At 66.6% G+C, this 16601-nt stretch carries 12 protein-coding genes; 10 read left to right on the forward strand and 2 right to left on the reverse strand.

Annotated elements, in window-relative coordinates; all coding sequences use genetic code 11:
- Positions 1-5 precede the first annotated feature (5 nt).
- Together AC1DJ5_RS03765 and AC1DJ5_RS03770 are read right to left on the reverse strand one after the other, a co-directional pair.
- Entirely contained in the window at positions 6-1265 is a 1260-nt protein-coding gene (locus tag AC1DJ5_RS03765; RefSeq protein WP_477019739.1) for a hypothetical protein, read from the reverse strand.
- Between the two features lie 78 nt (positions 1266-1343).
- On the reverse strand, positions 1344-2678 hold the full coding sequence (locus AC1DJ5_RS03770) for an Hsp70 family protein (protein WP_477019740.1): 1335 nt from the start codon (positions 2676-2678) through the stop codon (positions 1344-1346).
- Between the two features lie 101 nt (positions 2679-2779).
- Between AC1DJ5_RS03770 and AC1DJ5_RS03775 the strand changes: the two genes are divergently transcribed.
- The 10 genes from AC1DJ5_RS03775 (at position 2780) to AC1DJ5_RS03820 (ending at position 16515) form a co-directional block, all read left to right on the forward strand.
- Positions 2780-3955, forward strand: a complete 1176-nt coding sequence (locus AC1DJ5_RS03775) for a DNA cytosine methyltransferase (RefSeq protein ID WP_477019741.1) — start codon at positions 2780-2782, stop codon at positions 3953-3955.
- A 32-nt stretch (positions 3956-3987) separates the two neighbouring features.
- Positions 3988-7602 (forward strand): hydantoinase B/oxoprolinase family protein, encoded by a 3615-nt coding sequence (locus tag AC1DJ5_RS03780; protein WP_477019742.1) that lies wholly within the window; start codon positions 3988-3990, stop codon positions 7600-7602.
- A gap of 42 nt (positions 7603-7644) precedes the next feature.
- Positions 7645-8379 carry a DUF969 domain-containing protein gene (locus AC1DJ5_RS03785; protein ID WP_477019743.1) on the forward strand — a complete coding sequence of 245 codons (735 nt, stop codon included), beginning with the start codon at positions 7645-7647 and terminating at the stop codon, positions 8377-8379.
- Positions 8376-9347 (forward strand): DUF979 domain-containing protein, encoded by a 972-nt coding sequence (locus AC1DJ5_RS03790; RefSeq protein ID WP_477019744.1) that lies wholly within the window; start codon positions 8376-8378, stop codon positions 9345-9347. Before AC1DJ5_RS03785 ends, AC1DJ5_RS03790 begins: the two co-directional genes overlap by 4 nt.
- The gene (locus AC1DJ5_RS03795) at positions 9344-10369 is read left to right on the forward strand and encodes a DUF2891 domain-containing protein (protein ID WP_477019745.1); all 1026 of its coding nucleotides are present in this window, start codon (positions 9344-9346) and stop codon (positions 10367-10369) included. The genes AC1DJ5_RS03790 and AC1DJ5_RS03795 overlap by 4 nt, the downstream gene beginning before the upstream one ends.
- A gap of 353 nt (positions 10370-10722) precedes the next feature.
- Positions 10723-11691, forward strand: a complete 969-nt coding sequence (locus AC1DJ5_RS03800; RefSeq protein ID WP_441453793.1) for a UDP-glucuronic acid decarboxylase family protein — start codon at positions 10723-10725, stop codon at positions 11689-11691.
- Positions 11692-11823: 132 nt separating this feature from the next.
- Entirely contained in the window at positions 11824-13203 is a 1380-nt protein-coding gene (locus AC1DJ5_RS03805; RefSeq protein ID WP_477019746.1) for a glycosyltransferase family 2 protein, read from the forward strand.
- A gap of 13 nt (positions 13204-13216) precedes the next feature.
- Positions 13217-14353 carry an NAD-dependent epimerase/dehydratase family protein gene (locus tag AC1DJ5_RS03810; RefSeq protein ID WP_477019747.1) on the forward strand — a complete coding sequence of 379 codons (1137 nt, stop codon included), beginning with the start codon at positions 13217-13219 and terminating at the stop codon, positions 14351-14353.
- 93 nt (positions 14354-14446) lie between these two features.
- Positions 14447-15172, forward strand: a complete 726-nt coding sequence (gene bcsS, locus AC1DJ5_RS03815; RefSeq protein ID WP_441452973.1) for a cellulose biosynthesis protein BcsS — start codon at positions 14447-14449, stop codon at positions 15170-15172.
- A 230-nt stretch (positions 15173-15402) separates the two neighbouring features.
- On the forward strand, positions 15403-16515 hold the full coding sequence (locus AC1DJ5_RS03820; protein ID WP_477019748.1) for an endo-1,4-beta-xylanase: 1113 nt from the start codon (positions 15403-15405) through the stop codon (positions 16513-16515).
- Positions 16516-16601 lie beyond the last annotated feature (86 nt).

Below are 16601 nucleotides of genomic sequence, written 5' to 3' on the forward strand. Positions count from 1 at the left end.
ACCGGCTAAATCTTGTCGAAACCGCCGCCCGCTGCAACCATCCCGCCGGAGATGCGCAGGCTGTCGATGGACCCGTGCTGTTCGATGGGGGCGACGCCGGCGCCGTGGGTTTTCAGTCCGCCGGCGATGTCGATCTCGCGGGCCGAGCCGCCGGGTTTGATACTCAGGGCGATGGCCGACAGCGTCACCACCACGCCCTTGACCAGGGAGGGGCCGGTTCCGCCAAAGGTCTCGATGCCGCGCCGCACCAGAAGTCGGCCGATCGGCTGGCTGATCTGGATGCCGACCGCCCCGTCCGCGCGGGTCACGATCCGGTCGAACTCGGCCGAGCCGACCGTGCCCGTATAGACGTTGAAGCCCCGCGCGCCCTGACCAAAGGTCTCGATCGTCGCATTGACCCTCAGTTCGTGCACTGTGCCGAAGTTGACGAAGCCTATGCCGCTGGGGCCGTAGGAGGTGATCTTGTCGTCGGCGATCCAGCGGTCGACCACGCCCCAGTTGTCCAGAACCATGTCGTTGACGCCATAGGTCACGACCGGGCCGCGATTCCGAACCAGATCGACGTGCGCGCCATAGACGGTGAAGACGCCGCCGGTGATCTGATCCGGCGTGCCGGGGGCGATGCCGCCGTCGCTATAGACGGCATTGGTCTCCAGCCGGCTGACCGCCAGACGCCCGCCGGTATCGCCGGCCCCGCTGACGAAGACGCCGCTGCCGCGCACCGGGGCGCCGTTGCGGCCGACCGAGATGCCAGCCAGATCGGCGCTGACCACCACCTCCCTGTCGACCTGCATGTTCCACAGGGTGAAGGCGCCCTGCAGGACATGGACGCCGTAACCGTGCGGCCGGTCGGTCTCGGCCCGCGCATCGGCGGCGATGATGTCCAGATCATGCACCTCGACATGGCCGCCGCGCACCTTGTCTCGCGCCAGGATCTGCACCCGGCCGATGGTGGTGACGCCATGCAGTTCGATCCGGCCCAGGCTGGCGACCGAGGTGTCGTTGAAGATCGCCCGCCGCTCCGGCGCGACGGTCAGGCGAATGTCGTGCACCCGGTTGCCGGTGGTCAGCCGCAGCCCGTCGGCGCCGTCAGCAAAGGTGATCGACGCGCGCCCGTCGTCCCCGCGCAGCGACTGTCCCGGCGACAGGGTGATCGAGGGCGCGTCGGTCAGTGCGCCGCTCACGACGATGTGGCGGGTGCTGCTATCTCCGGTCGCGGCGGCCAGTTCCTCGACCGTCGCGACGATCGTTTCGAAGATGCTCATCTCACGCCTTTCGATGCGGTCAGCGCCGCCCCGGCTTGCCGAAACACGCGCCCGCAATCGAAGGTTCCAGACCGGCGATCAGGCCGCCGCCGCGCCTCCGGCCCGCTCGCTCCACAGGTCCAGATCAGGCTCGCGCCCGATCAGGGCCAGGCCCGAGGCGATGGATTCGAACTCGCCGCCGGTCTCGATACGGTCGGCGCCGAAGCGGCGGATGAAGATGTCGCGCACCGCCGGCACGAAGGAGGTGCCGCCGGTCAGGAAGACGCGGTCGATCTGCGCCCCCTCCAGGCCGGACTGGGCCATGGCCTCGTCCACGGCGGCCTCCATCGCCTGCAGTTCCGGCGCGATCCAGCCCTCGAACTCGGCGCGCTTGACCGGCTTCTCGATCCGCACCGATCCGGCGAGGAAGGAGAAGATCGCCTCCTCGTCCCGCGACAGGGCCTCCTTCAGGCCGGAGACGGAGCGGTAGAGGGCATAGCCGTGGTTGTCGTCCAGCACCTCGATCAGGCGCGCGATCTTCTCGGGCTCCAGCGCCGTCGAGGCCAGGCCGCGAATGTCGCGCATGTCCTTGGACGCCCGCAGCAGGGCCAGTTGGTCCCAGCGCGCGAAGGCGCTGTAGTAGCGTTGCGGGATCGGCAGGCGGTTGTCGAAGGCCCGGTACAGGCTGCCCTTGCCCAACTCCGGCGAGACCAGTTGGTCGATGATCCGATAGTCGAAGGCGTCGCCCGCCACGCCCACCCCCGACCGCGCCAGCGGCGTCGAGCGCAGGGCGCCGTCGGCCCGCTCGAACCGCACGATGGAGAAGTCGCTGGTGCCGCCGCCGAAGTCGGCGACCAGGACATTGGCATCCTGCTTCAGCTCTCGCGCAAAGAAGAAGGCCGCGCCGACGGGTTCGTAGGCGTAGCGAATGTCGGTGAAGCCCAGACGGGCGAACGCCGCCTCATAGCGCTCCAGCGCCAGCGCCTCGTTGGGATTGCCGCCGGCGAAGGTCACGGGCCGACCGACGATGATGCGCGGCGGCAGGGCGTCCATCGCCCCGTCAGAATGGTGTTTCAGCCGCAGCAGGAAGGCCGAGAGCAGATCTTCAAAACGATAGCGGCGGTTGTCGATCCGCGTCTCGGTAAAGGCGGCGCTGGCGGCGAAGGTCTTGAACGACTGGATGAAGCGGGTGTCCAGCGGGTCCTCGACATAGGCGTCGATGGCCCAGGGCCCCGCCTCGATCACCCGCTCGGGCGAGCCCCCGTCGCGCGCCTCATGCAGTTGGAAGCTCAGCGCCGAGCGGAAGGCGAACAGGTCCCTCTCGTCCGCCTGGAACCGCACCAGGGTCGCCGGGCCGTCGCCATGGGTCAGCGACACCACCGTATTGGTCGTGCCGAAGTCGATGCCGATGGTGGCGGGCGTCGCGGACGTCATGGGAGAACCTGCGGGGAGAGGGGCCGGGGTTCGTAGTCCCCTGCCCGCTGGCGTCAAGAGCGAGCGTGGAAATGGACGCCGGCCTGGGTCACAGTGCCGGGATGCGCGATTCGTCCCCCTCAGCCCCCAGCTTCTATGAGTTCTTCGCCGGCGGCGGCATGGTCCGCGCTGGTCTCGGGCCGGACTGGACCTGCCTGTTCGCCAATGATTTCGACGCCAAGAAGGGCTTCTCCTATCAGGCTAACTGGGGCACGGGCGGCGAGCTGACGGTCGGCGACATCCGCGCCCTGGACGCGGCGCAGCTGCCCGGGTCTGCCGATCTGATCTGGGGCTCCTTTCCCTGTCAGGACCTGTCGCTGGCGGGCGCTGGTGCCGGGCTGGACGGCGAGCGATCCGGCACCTTCTATTCCTTCTGGAAGCTGATCCACGGCCTGATCGCAGACGGCCGCGCGCCCCGCATGGTGGCGGTCGAGAACGTCTGTGGCGCGCTGACGTCCCATGGCGGCAAGGATTTCGAGGCCATCTGCCGCACCTTCGCCGAGGCCGGCTATCGCTACGGCGCCCTGGTCATCAACGCCGACCGGTTCGTGCCCCAGTCGCGCCCGCGCCTGTTCATCATCGGCGTCCACGCCGACGTGGAGGTCGCCCCCGAACTGCTGTCGCCTGAGCCCATCGAACCCTTCCATACCCGCGCCCTGCGTCGCGCCGTGGAGAACCTGCCCGAGGCCGTGCGCGAGCCCCTGCTGTGGTGGAACGTGCCGACACCCGAGCGGCGCATGGCTGTCTTCGCCGACATCATCGAAGAAAAGCCCGACAGCGTCGCCTGGCACACTCAGCTCGAGACGAAAAAGCTGCTCGACATGATGTCGCCGGTCCATCTGGCCAAGGTTGCGGCGGCCAAGCGCGCCGGGCGGCGCATGGTCGGCGGCGTCTATCGCCGGACCCGCGTGGATGAGACCGGCGCCAAGGTCCAGCGCGCCGAGGTCCGCTTCGACGACGTGGCCGGCTGTCTGCGCACCCCGGCGGGGGGCTCCAGCCGCCAGGTCATTCTGGTGGTCGAGGGCCGCCGCATCCGCTCGCGCCTGATCTCGGCGCGCGAGACGGCGCGTCTGATGGGGCTGAAGGACAGCTATGTCCTGCCCCGGCAATACAGCGACGCCTATCACCTGACCGGCGACGGAGTGGCGACGCCGGTCGTGCGGCATCTGGCGGAGCATATCTTCGAGCCGCTCGTTCACGGCGTGGTCGCCGCTATCGACGGCGCACAGGCCGCCTGACTGCGGCTTTCGATCGACAGGACGAGCGAACAATGACGGCGTGGCGTTTCTGGATTGATCGTGGCGGCACCTTCACGGACATCGTGGCGCGCGCGCCGGACGGGGCGCTGCAGACCGGCAAGCTGCTGTCGGTTAATCCCGAGCAGTACGCCGACGCCGCCGTCGAGGGCATTCGCCGCATCCTTGGCGCGCCCGCAGGACCCCTGGCGGCGGTGCTGGTCGATGAGGTGCGGATGGGCACCACGGTGGCGACCAACGCCCTGCTGGAACGCAAGGGCGAGCCGACGCTTCTGGCCATCACCGCCGGCTTTGGCGACGCACTGAGGATCGGCTGGCAGGCGCGGCCAGAACTGTTCGTGCGCCACATCATCCTGAACGACCAACTCTATGATCGCGTGGTCGAAATCGACGAGCGCGTGACCGCCGACGGCGCGCTGGATCGGCCATTGGACGAGGCCAAGGCGCGGACCGACTTTGCAGCGGCCTATGCGTCTGGGCTGCGGGCCATCGCCATCGTCCTGGTCCACGGCTGGCGCTTCACCGCCCATGAGACGCGGCTGGCCGAGATCGCCCGCGAGGTCGGGTTCGAGCAGGTCTCGGTCAGCCATGAGGTCGGGGCGCTGATCAAGCTGATCGGGCGCGGCGACACCACCGTGGCCGACGCCTATCTGTCGCCCATCCTGCGGGCCTATGTGGATCGGGTCGGGGCCGACCTGGGCGAGGCGACGCCGCTGCAGTTCATGCAGTCGTCGGGCGGGCTGACGGCAGCCGACGCCTTCCGGGGCAAGGACGCCATCCTGTCGGGACCGGCGGGCGGCGTGGTCGCCATGGCCGAGACGGCCAAGGCCGCTGGGTTCGACCGCGTCATCGGCTTCGACATGGGCGGCACCTCGACCGACGTCTCCCACTTCGCCGGAGACTATGAGCGGACCTCGGACGCCGTGGTCGCGGGTGTGCGACTGCGCGCGCCGATGCTGAGCATCCACACCGTGGCTGCCGGCGGCGGCTCGATCTGCCGCTTCGACGGCGGGCGGCTGCGGGTCGGGCCGGAGTCCGCCGGGGCCGTGCCGGGACCGGCCGCCTATCGTCGCGGCGGGCCGCTGACGGTGACCGACTGCAACGTCATGCTGGGCAAGCTGAGCCCCGCCTTCTTCCCCGCCGTCTTCGGTCCCCACGCCGATCAGCCGCTGGACGCCGAGGCGGTGCGAGCCAAGTTCGAGGCCATGGCCGCTGAGGTCGCGAACGCGACGGGTCGAGCCACAACGCCGGGCGCCCTGGCCGAGGGTTTCGTCACCATCGCCGTGCAGAACATGGCCGAGGCGATCCGCTCGATCTCGATCCAGCGCGGCTATGACGTCACCCGCTATGTGCTGAACTGCTTTGGCGGCGCGGGGGGCCAGCACGCTTGTCTGGTGGCGGACGCCCTGGGCATGACCCGCGTGCTGCTGCACCCGTTCGCGGGCGTGCTGTCGGCCTATGGCATGGGGCTGGCCGAGGTCCGCGCCATCCGCCAGACGACGGTCGCCGCGCCGGCCACAAGTGATCAGGATGCGGGGCTGGCCGACCGCATCGCCGAACTGGCCCAGGCGGCCCGCGCCGATCTGGAAGCGCAGGGCTTCGCATCCGAGGCCGTCTCGACCCTCGCCCGCGCCGAGATCAAGTTCGCCGGGTCCGACACGCCCCTGACCGTACCCTTCGGCCCCGCCGCCGCCATGGCCGAAGCGTTCGAGGCCCTGCACCGTCGCCGTTTCGGTTTCTTCGCTGACGGCAAGGCACTGGTGGTCGAGACGCTGGAGGTTGAGGCTGTCGGACGCTCGGATCAGGCCCCGACAACGCCGCTCGCGGCCAGCGCCGCCGAACTGAGCGCCGCCGCGCAACTGACCGTCCGCATGGCCGGCGAGGATCGCGACACGCCCGTCTATCGCCGCGACGCCCTGACGCCCGGCGTCGCCGTCGACGGCCCCGCCGTCCTGCTGGAGGACACCGGCACCACCGTCGTCGAGCCGGGCTGGCGCGCCACGGTCGACGCGGCGGCCAACCTGCTGCTGGAACGGGTGGTCGCCCTGCCCGCCCGCACGGCCATCGGCACCGACGTCGATCCGATCATGCTGGAGGTGTTCAACAGCCGCTTCATGGCCTGCGCCGAACAGATGGGCGAGGCCCTGCGCGCCACGGCCTATTCGGTGAACATCAAGGAGCGGCTGGACTTCTCCTGCGCCGTCTTCGACGCGGGCGGCGCCCTGATCGCCAATGCGCCGCACATCCCGGTCCATCTGGGATCGATGGGTGAAAGCATCCGCACCGTCATCACCTCGCGCGGTGGCGGACGGGACGGGCGCGGCATGAAGCCGGGCGACGTCTATATGCTGAACGCCCCCTACAAGGGCGGCACCCACCTGCCCGACATCACCGTCATCATGCCGGTGTTCCTCGATAGCGACGACGCCCCCGCCTTCTTCGTCGCGGCGCGCGGCCACCATGCCGACGTGGGCGGGATCACGCCCGGCTCCATGCCTGCGAACTCGCACACCGTGGACGACGAAGGCGTGCTGATCGACGACTTCTTGCTGGTGGACGCTGGACGGCTTTGCGAGGCCGAGACGCGGGTCCTGTTCGCCTCTGGTCCCTGGCCGTCGCGCAATGTCGATCAGAACCTGGCCGACCTGAAGGCCCAGGTCGCGGCCTGCACGCGCGGCGCCGATGAACTGCTGCGCATGACCGGCGAGTTCAGCCGCGTGGTCGTGGCCGCCTATATGGGCCACGTCCAGGACAACGCCGAAGAGGCTGTCCGCCGCGCCATCGCCGCTCTGAAGCCCGGCGCCTTCGCCTATGAGATGGACGACGGCGCCGTCATCCGGGTCCGCATCGACGTGGACGTGGCCAACCGCAGCGCGGTCGTGGACTTCACCGGGACCAGCGACCAGTTGCCGACCAATTTCAACGCGCCGCTGTCGATTGCGCGGGCGGCGACCCTCTACGTCTTCCGCACCCTGGTGGACGACGCCATTCCGCTGAACGAGGGCTGTCTGAAGCCCATCGAACTGATCGTCCCGGAGGGGTCGATGCTGAACCCCCGCTATCCAGCGGCGGTCGTCGCGGGCAATGTCGAGACCAGTCAGGCCGTCGTGGACACCCTCTACGGGGCGCTCGGCGTCCTGGCCTCCAGCCAGGGGACGATGAACAACTTCACCTTCGGCGACGAGGCGCGTCAGTATTACGAGACCATCGCCGGCGGCTCGGGCGCCGGGCCGGGGTTCGACGGGACCAGCGCGGTCCAGACCCATATGACCAACAGCCGCCTGACCGATCCCGAGGTGCTGGAGACCCGCTTCCCCGTCCTGCTGGAGGAGTTCTCGATCAGGCGCGGTTCGGGCGGCGACGGGCGCTGGCAGGGCGGCGACGGGACGGTGCGGCGCGTCCGCTTCCTGGAGCCGATGACGGCGGCCATCCTGTCCAACCACCGCCGTGTGCCGCCGTTTGGCGTCGAGGGCGGCGAGCCCGGCGCGGTCGGGATCAACCGTGTCGAAAGGGCGGGCGGCGCGGTCGAGCCTCTGGCGGCCACCGCCGAGGTCGCCATGGAGGTCGGCGACATCTTCGTCATCGAGACGCCCGGCGGCGGCGGCTTCGGCGCAAAAGACGCTTCCTGAGCCGACCGAACCGCGCAACCATTCGTTCGGGGAGGACGAACCATGCTGGTGCTTCTGGGAATATTGATCGTGGTCGCGGGCTTTGTCGCCCGGATCAACCCGCTGGTCGTCATTCTGGTCGCGGCGATCGCCACCGGGGTGCTGGCGGCGGTCGGGCCGGGCGTCGACGCGCAGGGACTGCTGACCGCGGGGGTCGACACGATCTCGCGCTTCGGTCAGGCCTTCAACGACAACCGCTACTTCCATATCACCTGGCTGGTCCTGCCGATCATCGGCCTGCTGGAACGGGCGGGTCTGCAAGAGCGCGCGCGCGACCTCGTCACCAAGGTCAAGGCGGCGACAGCCGGGCGTCTGATGCTGATCTACCTGCTGGCGCGTCAGGCGACGTCCGCGCTCGGATTGACCTCGCTGGGCGGACACCCGCAGATGGTCCGCCCCCTGATCGCCCCCATGGCCGAGGGCGCGGCCGAGAGCGAGTACGGCCCCCTGACCGACAAGGCCCGTTTCCGCATTCGCGGCATGGCCGCCGCCACGGACAACATCGGACTGTTCTTCGGCGAGGACATCTTCATCGCCATCGGCTCCATCGTCCTGATCGTCGGCTTCCTGGAACAGGCGGGCATTCGCGTCGAGGCGCTGCACGTCTCCCTCTGGGCTATCCCCACCGCCCTCGTCGCCTTGCTGGTCCACGGCGCGCGGCTGCTGATGTTCGACCGGCAGGTGAAGAAGGACATGGCCGTTTCGGATGTCGCAGACGACGTGGAGGCCGGTCGATGATCACGCTAGAATACGCCTATGTCGCCACCGGCCTGATGTTCGCGGCCTTCTCCATTCTAAGCCTGCGCGATCCGCTGAACCCGACGCGGTTCCGCAGCGCCCTGTTCTGGGGGCTGATCGCCCTGTCCCTGTTGTTCGGTTCCTGGCTGGGCGGGTTCGGCAACGGGCTGCTGGTCATCGCCCTGGTCGTCATCGGCGCCTCGGGCAAGCTGGGCGTCGGCAAGCCCGCCACAACCTCGCCCCAACAGCGTCAGGCCAGCGCCGCGCGCTGGAAGAACGCCCTGTTCGTGCCCGCCCTGATGGTGCCGCTGGTCGCGGTCGGAGGGACGCTGCTGGCCAAGCACACGCCCGCCGGGGCCTGGCTGATCTCGCCGGTGCAGACCACCCTGATCTCGCTGGGACTGGGCTGCGTCGTCGCCCTGGTCGCGGCCATGATCTGGTTCCGCCCGCCGGTCATGGCCCCGGTGCAGGAGGGCCGTCGCCTGATGGACTCCATCGGCTGGGCCGCCCTGTTGCCGCAGATGCTGGCCTCGCTGGGCGCGGTCTTCCTGGCCGCCGACGTGGGTCAGGTGGTGGGCGATCTGATCGCGCGCGTCATCCCCATGACCTCGGCCTTCCTGGCCGTCTTCGCCTATTGCGCCGGCATGGCCCTGTTCACCGTCATCATGGGCAACGCCTTCGCCGCCTTCCCCGTCATGACCGCCGCCATCGGCCTGCCCGTCGTGGTGCATCAGTTCGGCGGCGATCCGTCCATCGTCTGCGCCATCGGCATGCTGGCCGGATTCTGCGGGACGCTGATGACGCCCATGGCCGCCAACTTCAATGTCGTGCCCGCCAACCTGCTGGAACTGCCCGACCGCAACTCGCCTTTGAACGGGGTCATCCGCGCCCAGATCCCCACGGCGGCTGTCATGCTGGTGGCCAATATGTTCCTGATGTACTTCCTCGCCTTCCGGTTCGGATCATGACGCAACAGATCGACGCCGCCCTCGCCGCCCGCTTCGCCGCCACGGCCCTGGGCCATGTGACGCGAGAATATCCGAACCACGTGATGCATGTGCTCACCGGGCCGCAGGACGCTCGCACGCCGCGCGACATGCACCCCATCTTCTTCGGCAGCTTCGACTGGCATTCCTGCGTCCACGGCTGGTGGATGCTGTTCACCCTCTATCGCCTGCATCCCGATATGGCTGAGGCGCCCGCCATCCGCGCCCTGGCCGAGGACCTGTTCACGGCCGAGAACGTCGCGGGCGAGGCCGCCTATCTGACGCGGCCAGAGGCCCGCGGATTCGAGCGCCCCTACGGGTGGGCCTGGCTGCTGATGCTGGCGGCGGAATTGGAACGCCATGACACCGACGAAGGCCGTCGCTGGGCGGAGACCCTGCGTCCGCTGGCGCAGGTCTTCGCCGAACGGTTCAAGGCCTTCCTGCCGCTGGCGGATTATTCGGTGCGGGTCGGGACGCACTACAACACCGCCTTCGCCCTGCGGCTGACGCTGGACTACGCCGACGCCCATGACGCCGACCTTGCCGCCCTGTGTCGCGAGGCCGCGCGGCGCTGGCACGCCGAGGATCGCGACTGCCAGGCCTGGGAGCCGTCGCAGGACGAGTTCCTGTCCCCGGCGCTGATGGAAGCGGTGCTGATGCGGCGCGCCCTGCCCGCGCCCGACTTCCAGACCTGGTTCGACGCCTTCCTGCCGCGCTTGCCGGAAGGCCGGCCGGCGACCTTGCTCACACCCGCCCGCGTCAGCGACCGCACCGACGGCAAGATCGCGCATCTGGACGGGTTGAACCTGAGCCGCGGCTGGTGCTGGCGCGAGATCGTCGCCTCCCTGCCGGAGGGCGATCCCCGCCGCGCCGTCGGTAAACAGGCGGCGGCGGTGCATCTGAAGGCCGCCCTACCCCATGTGACCGGCGACTATATGGGCGAGCACTGGCTGGCGAGCTTCGCGCTGCTGGCCCTGCTGGCGGGGACCGACGCGTCGGAATAGACCATCCGTCGGCGCCACCGCCGCTCGACCGCAGCCTCTCTACAGACGCGCCCCGGCTGCGCCCTGACGCCTGACGACGCCCGGCGAAATCCACTCGCGCGGACCAGTTCCATGCAAAGCGACCTCGGTCGAGCCTCGAAATGCAAACGGAACCCAAGTCCGCACTGTTGGTTAAAAGATTCCTAACGTGCCGCTTTGACTCTTTGAAAATTCGCTTGGCGGGTGAATGAAGTCGTCAAAAACAGATAAACTATTACTATATTGTTGATCACTTGGGGTCGCAAGAGATGGTTGAAAATAGTCATTTCTACAATCGCAATGAAAACTTCAACGAGCCATCTGCGGCGAACATCATGGTCGCCGGCGGCGCAGGCTTTCTTGGATCACATTTGTGCATCCGTCTGATCGAAAATGGCCACTCTGTTTTTTGCCTCGATAACTTCCATACTGGAAGGCCTCAGAACGTAGAACATTTGAAATCTTCGGGTCGATTTAAAATAATAAACCACGACATAAACGACCCTCTGCCAGAAGAGCTTCCAAAAATAGACCAGATCTACAATCTGGCCTGCCCAGCATCGCCGGTTCATTATCAGAACGATCGCGTCAAAACGGCGATGACGTGCTCGCTTGGAACGCTCAATCTTTTGAAAAAGGCCGCCGCCGACAAGGCGCGTTTCTTCCAGGCATCGACATCCGAGATCTACGGCGACCCTGAAATTCACCCGCAAACCGAGAATTACTGGGGCAACGTCAACACGGTCGGCCCCCGGTCCTGCTACGACGAGGGCAAGCGCTTCGCCGAGACCCTGGTGACGGACTTCGGCGCCCAGCATGGGCTGACGACAAGGATCGTACGCATCTTCAACACCTACGGCCCGCGCATGCACCCCGACGACGGCCGCGTGGTGTCCAACTTCATCGTCCAGGCGCTGCTGGGCGAGGACATCACGATCTACGGCAGCGGCGAACAGAGCCGCTCCTTCTGCTTCGTCGACGACCTGGTCGAAGGCTTCGTACGCCTGATGAACGCGGATTCGGACATCGACGGCCCGATTAACATCGGCAACCCGAACGAAACCACCGTCAACCAACTGGCGGAACAGATTCTCGCGATGGCCGGCTCCAGTTCCAAGGTCGTCCATTGTCCGCTTCCGGTGGACGACCCCCGTCGGCGCAAGCCGGACATTTCGCGGGCGCTGGCTCGCCTGAACTGGTCCCCGCAGGTGCAACTGCAGGACGGGCTTTCCAAAACCATCGCCTACTTCATAGAAGAAATGAGTAACAGCGGACGCATACCGACAAGAGCACTCGCATCCTGAGTTCAGAACGACGACGATAAAAGCCACTGGAAAGACGACACTCCAACACGGAAATTCTGGGCGGGCCTTTCGATGCAAATCTATGGAAACAACATTCCCATAATTCTCGTATGGCTATTCGCCATATCCCAGTTGCTTTACCTGGGATGCTTCCTGCTGGAGATGTATTTCCACTCCCTGCGCGTTCAGCGCGTGGACATGGACGACCCTCTGCCCGCGGACGCGGAGCTTCCCTTCATCGTCCTGCTCTATCCTGTGCTCCGCGAGTTGGAGCGCACGATGGAGACGACCTTCACCTCGCTGGCCAAGCTCGATTATCCGCGCAGTCGCTATCGCGTGGTGGCCATTCCCAATGCGAACGACACAGAAACCATCGCCAGCCTTCAGCGCCTGACCAGGGCCTTTCCCTTCGTGGAGATTCTCGAGGTGCCGCCGACCGTCGACCCTCGCTGGGACGTGGTGTGGAACGCCTGGGACGCCAACCCCAAGGTCTATTGGTGGCACCGAGGCAAGCGGGCCGGGGTCAAGGATCTGCCGCCCAAGAAGACCCGACAACTGATCTATGCCCTGTATCAGGTCGCCGCGACGCACCGCGACAAGACCAATCTGGTCATCGACTATATCGACGCGGACAGCTGCCCTCCGGCCGACCACTTCAAGGCCGCGGCCATCGGCCTTCAGAAATTCGACGTGCTGCAGGCGCGCAACGTCGCCGGCAACCTGAACGCCAGCCTGGCCGCCGCCTTCCATGCCTTCGACCACATGACGTGGGACGGCGCCAAGTACGGCCACCTGTCGGACCCGAAACAGCCCTACTGGGTTCTGGGCAAGGGGCTATTCTTCAAAGTCGACGACCTGATCGCCCTCGGCGGATTCCACCCCTGGATCGCCATCGAGGACCCCGAGGTCGGCGAGCGGTTCTGGAAGAATGGCAAGACCCTGGGCATCATCGACAACTCCCTGATCGAGGAGGTGCCCGAAACCTTCGGCGAAGGCATCACGCAAAGGAAGCGCTGGGTCGCCGGCTTCTTCCAGAGCCTGGGCACGCCGCTGAAAGAAATGGACTTCACCTTCGGCGAACGCCTGCGCGCCTGGACGAACTTCCTGCCCTGCATGTCGCTGTGGGTGAACACCCTGGGCATCCCGCTGGGCGTCTGGGCGGCGTGGCGCTTCTTCACCGGCGACAATTTCCTGCCCCTGTGGCTAGTGGTGCTGTCGGTGTTCAACATCATCGCCTTCACGATCATGATCGTCGGCCTCTACATGCGGACATGGACGCGCACCGGCCTGGTGCTGGAGCGTACGATCGACCGCATCGGCTACATGCTGATGGTCAATCCGGTATTCTTGATGATCTGGTGGTTCATCTGGATCATTCCGCTGACGATGGGCTTCTTCATGTACCTGACGGACGGCGGACAGGCCTGGCAGCGCACCGAGAAGATCGACGCCAACAATGCGCTCGTGCGGTCCAAGCTGGACCAGTACGGCGTCCTTCGCCACCACCACTGAGCGGACGACGATCATGGACAAGCACATCCTGATCACGGGCGGGGCCGGCTTCATCGGCTCGCATCTGGTCGACGCCATGCTGGCGCGCGGCTATCGCGTCAGCGTGCTCGACAGCCTGTCGCCCCAGGTCCACGCCGATGGCGAGATGGACGCTGACGGTTGGCCGACCTACCTCGATCGGCGCGCGCGCCGGATCAAGGGCGACCTGCTGAACGAGGGCGTGTTCGAGGCGGCGCTGGAAGGCGTCACCCATCTGGCGCATCTGGCGGCGTCGGTGGGCGTCGGCCAGAGCATGACCAACATCGTCGACTACACGCGCAACAACGTCATGGCGGCGGCCGTCATGCTCGAGACGCTGTCGCAGAAGCCGCATACGGTCGAACGCATCGCCGTCGCCTCGTCGATGTCGATCTATGGCGAGGGCGACTACATCCGCCCCTCGACCCACGCCCATGTCACGGCGGACATCCGCCATCACGCCCAGTTGGAGGCGCGACAGTGGGAGATCATGATTGACGGCGAGGCGCTAGAACCCGTCCCCACGGCGGAAGACAAGCTGCTGCAGCCCAATTCGATCTATGCCGTGAACAAGCGCGACCATGAGGAGATGTTCCTCGCGGTCGGGCGGGCGCTGCAGATTCCGACGGTCGCGCTACGCCTGTTCAACGCCTACGGCTCGCGTCAGGCGCTGAGCAATCCCTACACCGGGGTCGCCGCCATCTTTATCGCGCGCCTGCTGAACGACCAGCCGCCCCTGGTGTTCGAGGACGGACGGCAGATGCGCGACTTCGTCCACGTCCAGGACGTGGCGCGGGCCTTCGCCACCGTTCTGGACAGCGACCGCGAGACCTGGGACGTGTTTAACGTCGGCAGCGGCGCCCCGATCTCGGTCAATGAAATCGCCGCCGTTCTGGCCCGATTACTGGGAAAGAACATCGCGCCGGAAGTGCTGAACCGCTACCGCGTCGGCGATATCCGGCACTGCTTCGGCGACATCTCCAAGATCGAACAGACCTTCGGCTTCAGGCCGGAGCGCGACATGGAGACGGGCATGGAAGAACTGATCGCCTGGGTGTCCCGCACCAAGCTCCCCGTTGATCGCAGCGCGGAAAGCCTAGCCGAGCTGACACAGGGGAAATTGGTCGTCTGAAAGTGTTAACCAAAATAATCCAGCCTATTTGAAGCGCCTTCCTCTGCGTCGCCCAAAACACGACGCGCTCGATACTTTCGTTAGGGAACGTTCATGACCGACCACCCCCGTCGCATCGCATCGAAAACGTCACTCGCAGCCGCCCTGGTCGCGCTCGGCGCGGCTGGCTGGTCGGGTACCGCTGCGGCGCAGAGCGACGTGACGGTCTTCGCCGGCGGCAAACTGGATGTCGCGGATTCGGCCTATGCGGGAGCCACGGTGGGTCTTCCGGGGTCCGCCGACCACAAGGGCCTGGCCCTGCGCGGCGCGATCTATACCGGCAGCTACGATTACCGCAGCGGGCCGAGAACCATCGACGCCGACTTCACCGGCGGTCAGGCGGAACTGATCTATCGCTTCGGCTCGGGCCCAACCTGGGGCAGCCTCGGCCTGGGCTATCGCTACGTCGACACCGACCTCAGCCCCGGCGATCCCGGTAACCGCCGCAACGGCGGCCAGGGCGAAATGATGATCAGCACGGACGGCGGCCACGTGGCCGGCCCCTGGCGGGTCGAATGGTATGGCTCCTACGGCTTCCGCCTCGACGACTACGACGCCCTGGCCAGCCTGACCCACACGGTCGGCTCCTCGGGCCGCCTGCGCGCGGGGATGGAGATCGGCGCCGACGGGGATTCCAACTACAGCGCCTATCACGTCGGCCCCGTTCTGGGCGTCAAGATCGGCGACCAGTCGGAATTCCAGATCTCGGTCGGCCTCAGCGACGGCGACAATCGCGGCGCTCAGGCCTATGGGCGCTTGGGATACTATCGCAGCTTCTGATCGCAACTACAGGGCTGAACTGATCGCATCGACCTCGCTCTTCTGAAGAGTTCCAAGCTTAGCTTTAAAACAGTTCGCCAAATGGCGACTTCATTTCCGCCTTAAAACAACCCATCAGCAATCGTTAACCCGGCGTTATCTCCGGGTGGATTAATGATCACGCTTACTCTTCTCCGCGACTTGAGAAGGTTAGGCGTAGTATGCTGACGCTTCCATCACGACGATCCGTATTGGCTGGCCTCGCACTGGCGCCGACGCTGGCCGTCGCGCCTCACGGCGCCTGGGCCGTGCCCGAGGGAGAAGGCGCCGCTCTGCCCGACGCATCGAACACGCCCCCCTCCCTGTCCCGCGCCGCTCGAAGCGGCGGACGCTATTACGGCGCGGCGGCTCGCGCCGATCATCTGCGCGACGACAAGGCGCTGCGCGCCGCCGTCTTGCGGGATTGCGAAGTGCTGACCCCCGAGATCCATCTGAAATGGAACTCGCTGGAATGGCGCAAGGGACAGTTCAACTTCGCCCCTGTCGATGACTTGCTGGCCTTCTCGGACCAAAACGGCCTGCGCGTCCGCGGCCATACCCTGCTGTGGGATCAGAGCACCCCGGATTGGGCCAAGCGCGAAATGCTGGAGCAGCGCGACTGGCGGCTGATGTCGGACCATTTCTCGCGCGTCCTGGGCCGCTATGGGTCGCGCATCGACGAATGGGACGTAATCAACGAGCCTATCGACACGGAGGCGGGCGCCCACGATCTGCGCCGGAACACCTTCTTCAGCGCCTTTGGCCCGACCTATATCGAGCGCGCGCTGGAAGAGGCGCGGGCGCACGCGCCCAAGGCCCACCTGGTCATCAACGACTACGGCTTCGAATACGGCAATCCCATCGACAAGGCCCGACGTCAGGCCTTTGTCGCCCTCGCACGACGTCTGCGGGCGGCGAACGTCCCGCTGGACGGCGTAGGGGTCCAGGCCCACCTGGACCTGTCCAAGGGCCCCATCGACAAGGCCGGCCTCCAGGACATGACCCGGGCGCTGATCGACCTCGGCCTCGATGTCACCGTGACCGAACTGGACGTCAAGGAATCGGAAGCCGGCGCCTCCACTTCCGCTCGCGATCAGAGGGTCGCAGACGAGACGCGACGCTACCTCGACGTCATGCTGGCCTTTCCCGAGGTGCGCGGCGTCGTGACCTGGGGCCTGACGGACAAGTTCTCCTGGCTGACCGAACACGGCGATGATCGCGTCCGCGCCGCGCATGGCGTCAACCGCGGCCTGCCCTACGACGAGACCTACAGCCCCAAGCCGATGTACTGGGCTCTGGCCGACACGCTGCGCGCCCGCGCGTGAGGCGCCTGGGCCGTTCGGCGGCCCTCAAACGGCGCCACCGCTGGACAAAACCACGGTTTTTGCGTCAGGAACACGCACCCTTTCGC

It is taken from the genome of Brevundimonas sp. 01N35 (assembly GCF_056399785.1).

Excerpts from the sequence above, each read along its gene's own strand:
- AC1DJ5_RS03765 (WP_477019739.1), bottom strand. The coding sequence starts at position 1,265 with ATGAGCATCTTCGAAACGATCGTCGCGACGGTCGAGGAACTGGCCGCC.
- AC1DJ5_RS03770 (WP_477019740.1), bottom strand. The coding sequence starts at position 2,678 with ATGACGTCCGCGACGCCCGCCACCATCGGCATCGACTTCGGCACGACC.
- bcsS (WP_441452973.1), top strand. The coding sequence starts at position 14,447 with ATGACCGACCACCCCCGTCGCATCGCATCGAAAACGTCACTCGCAGCC.
- AC1DJ5_RS03780 (WP_477019742.1), top strand. The coding sequence starts at position 3,988 with ATGACGGCGTGGCGTTTCTGGATTGATCGTGGCGGCACCTTCACGGAC.
- AC1DJ5_RS03795 (WP_477019745.1), top strand. The coding sequence starts at position 9,344 with ATGACGCAACAGATCGACGCCGCCCTCGCCGCCCGCTTCGCCGCCACG.
- AC1DJ5_RS03810 (WP_477019747.1), top strand. The coding sequence starts at position 13,217 with ATGGACAAGCACATCCTGATCACGGGCGGGGCCGGCTTCATCGGCTCG.
- AC1DJ5_RS03785 (WP_477019743.1), top strand. The coding sequence starts at position 7,645 with ATGCTGGTGCTTCTGGGAATATTGATCGTGGTCGCGGGCTTTGTCGCC.
- AC1DJ5_RS03790 (WP_477019744.1), top strand. The coding sequence starts at position 8,376 with ATGATCACGCTAGAATACGCCTATGTCGCCACCGGCCTGATGTTCGCG.
- AC1DJ5_RS03800 (WP_441453793.1), top strand. The coding sequence starts at position 10,723 with ATGGTCGCCGGCGGCGCAGGCTTTCTTGGATCACATTTGTGCATCCGT.
- AC1DJ5_RS03775 (WP_477019741.1), top strand. The coding sequence starts at position 2,780 with ATGCGCGATTCGTCCCCCTCAGCCCCCAGCTTCTATGAGTTCTTCGCC.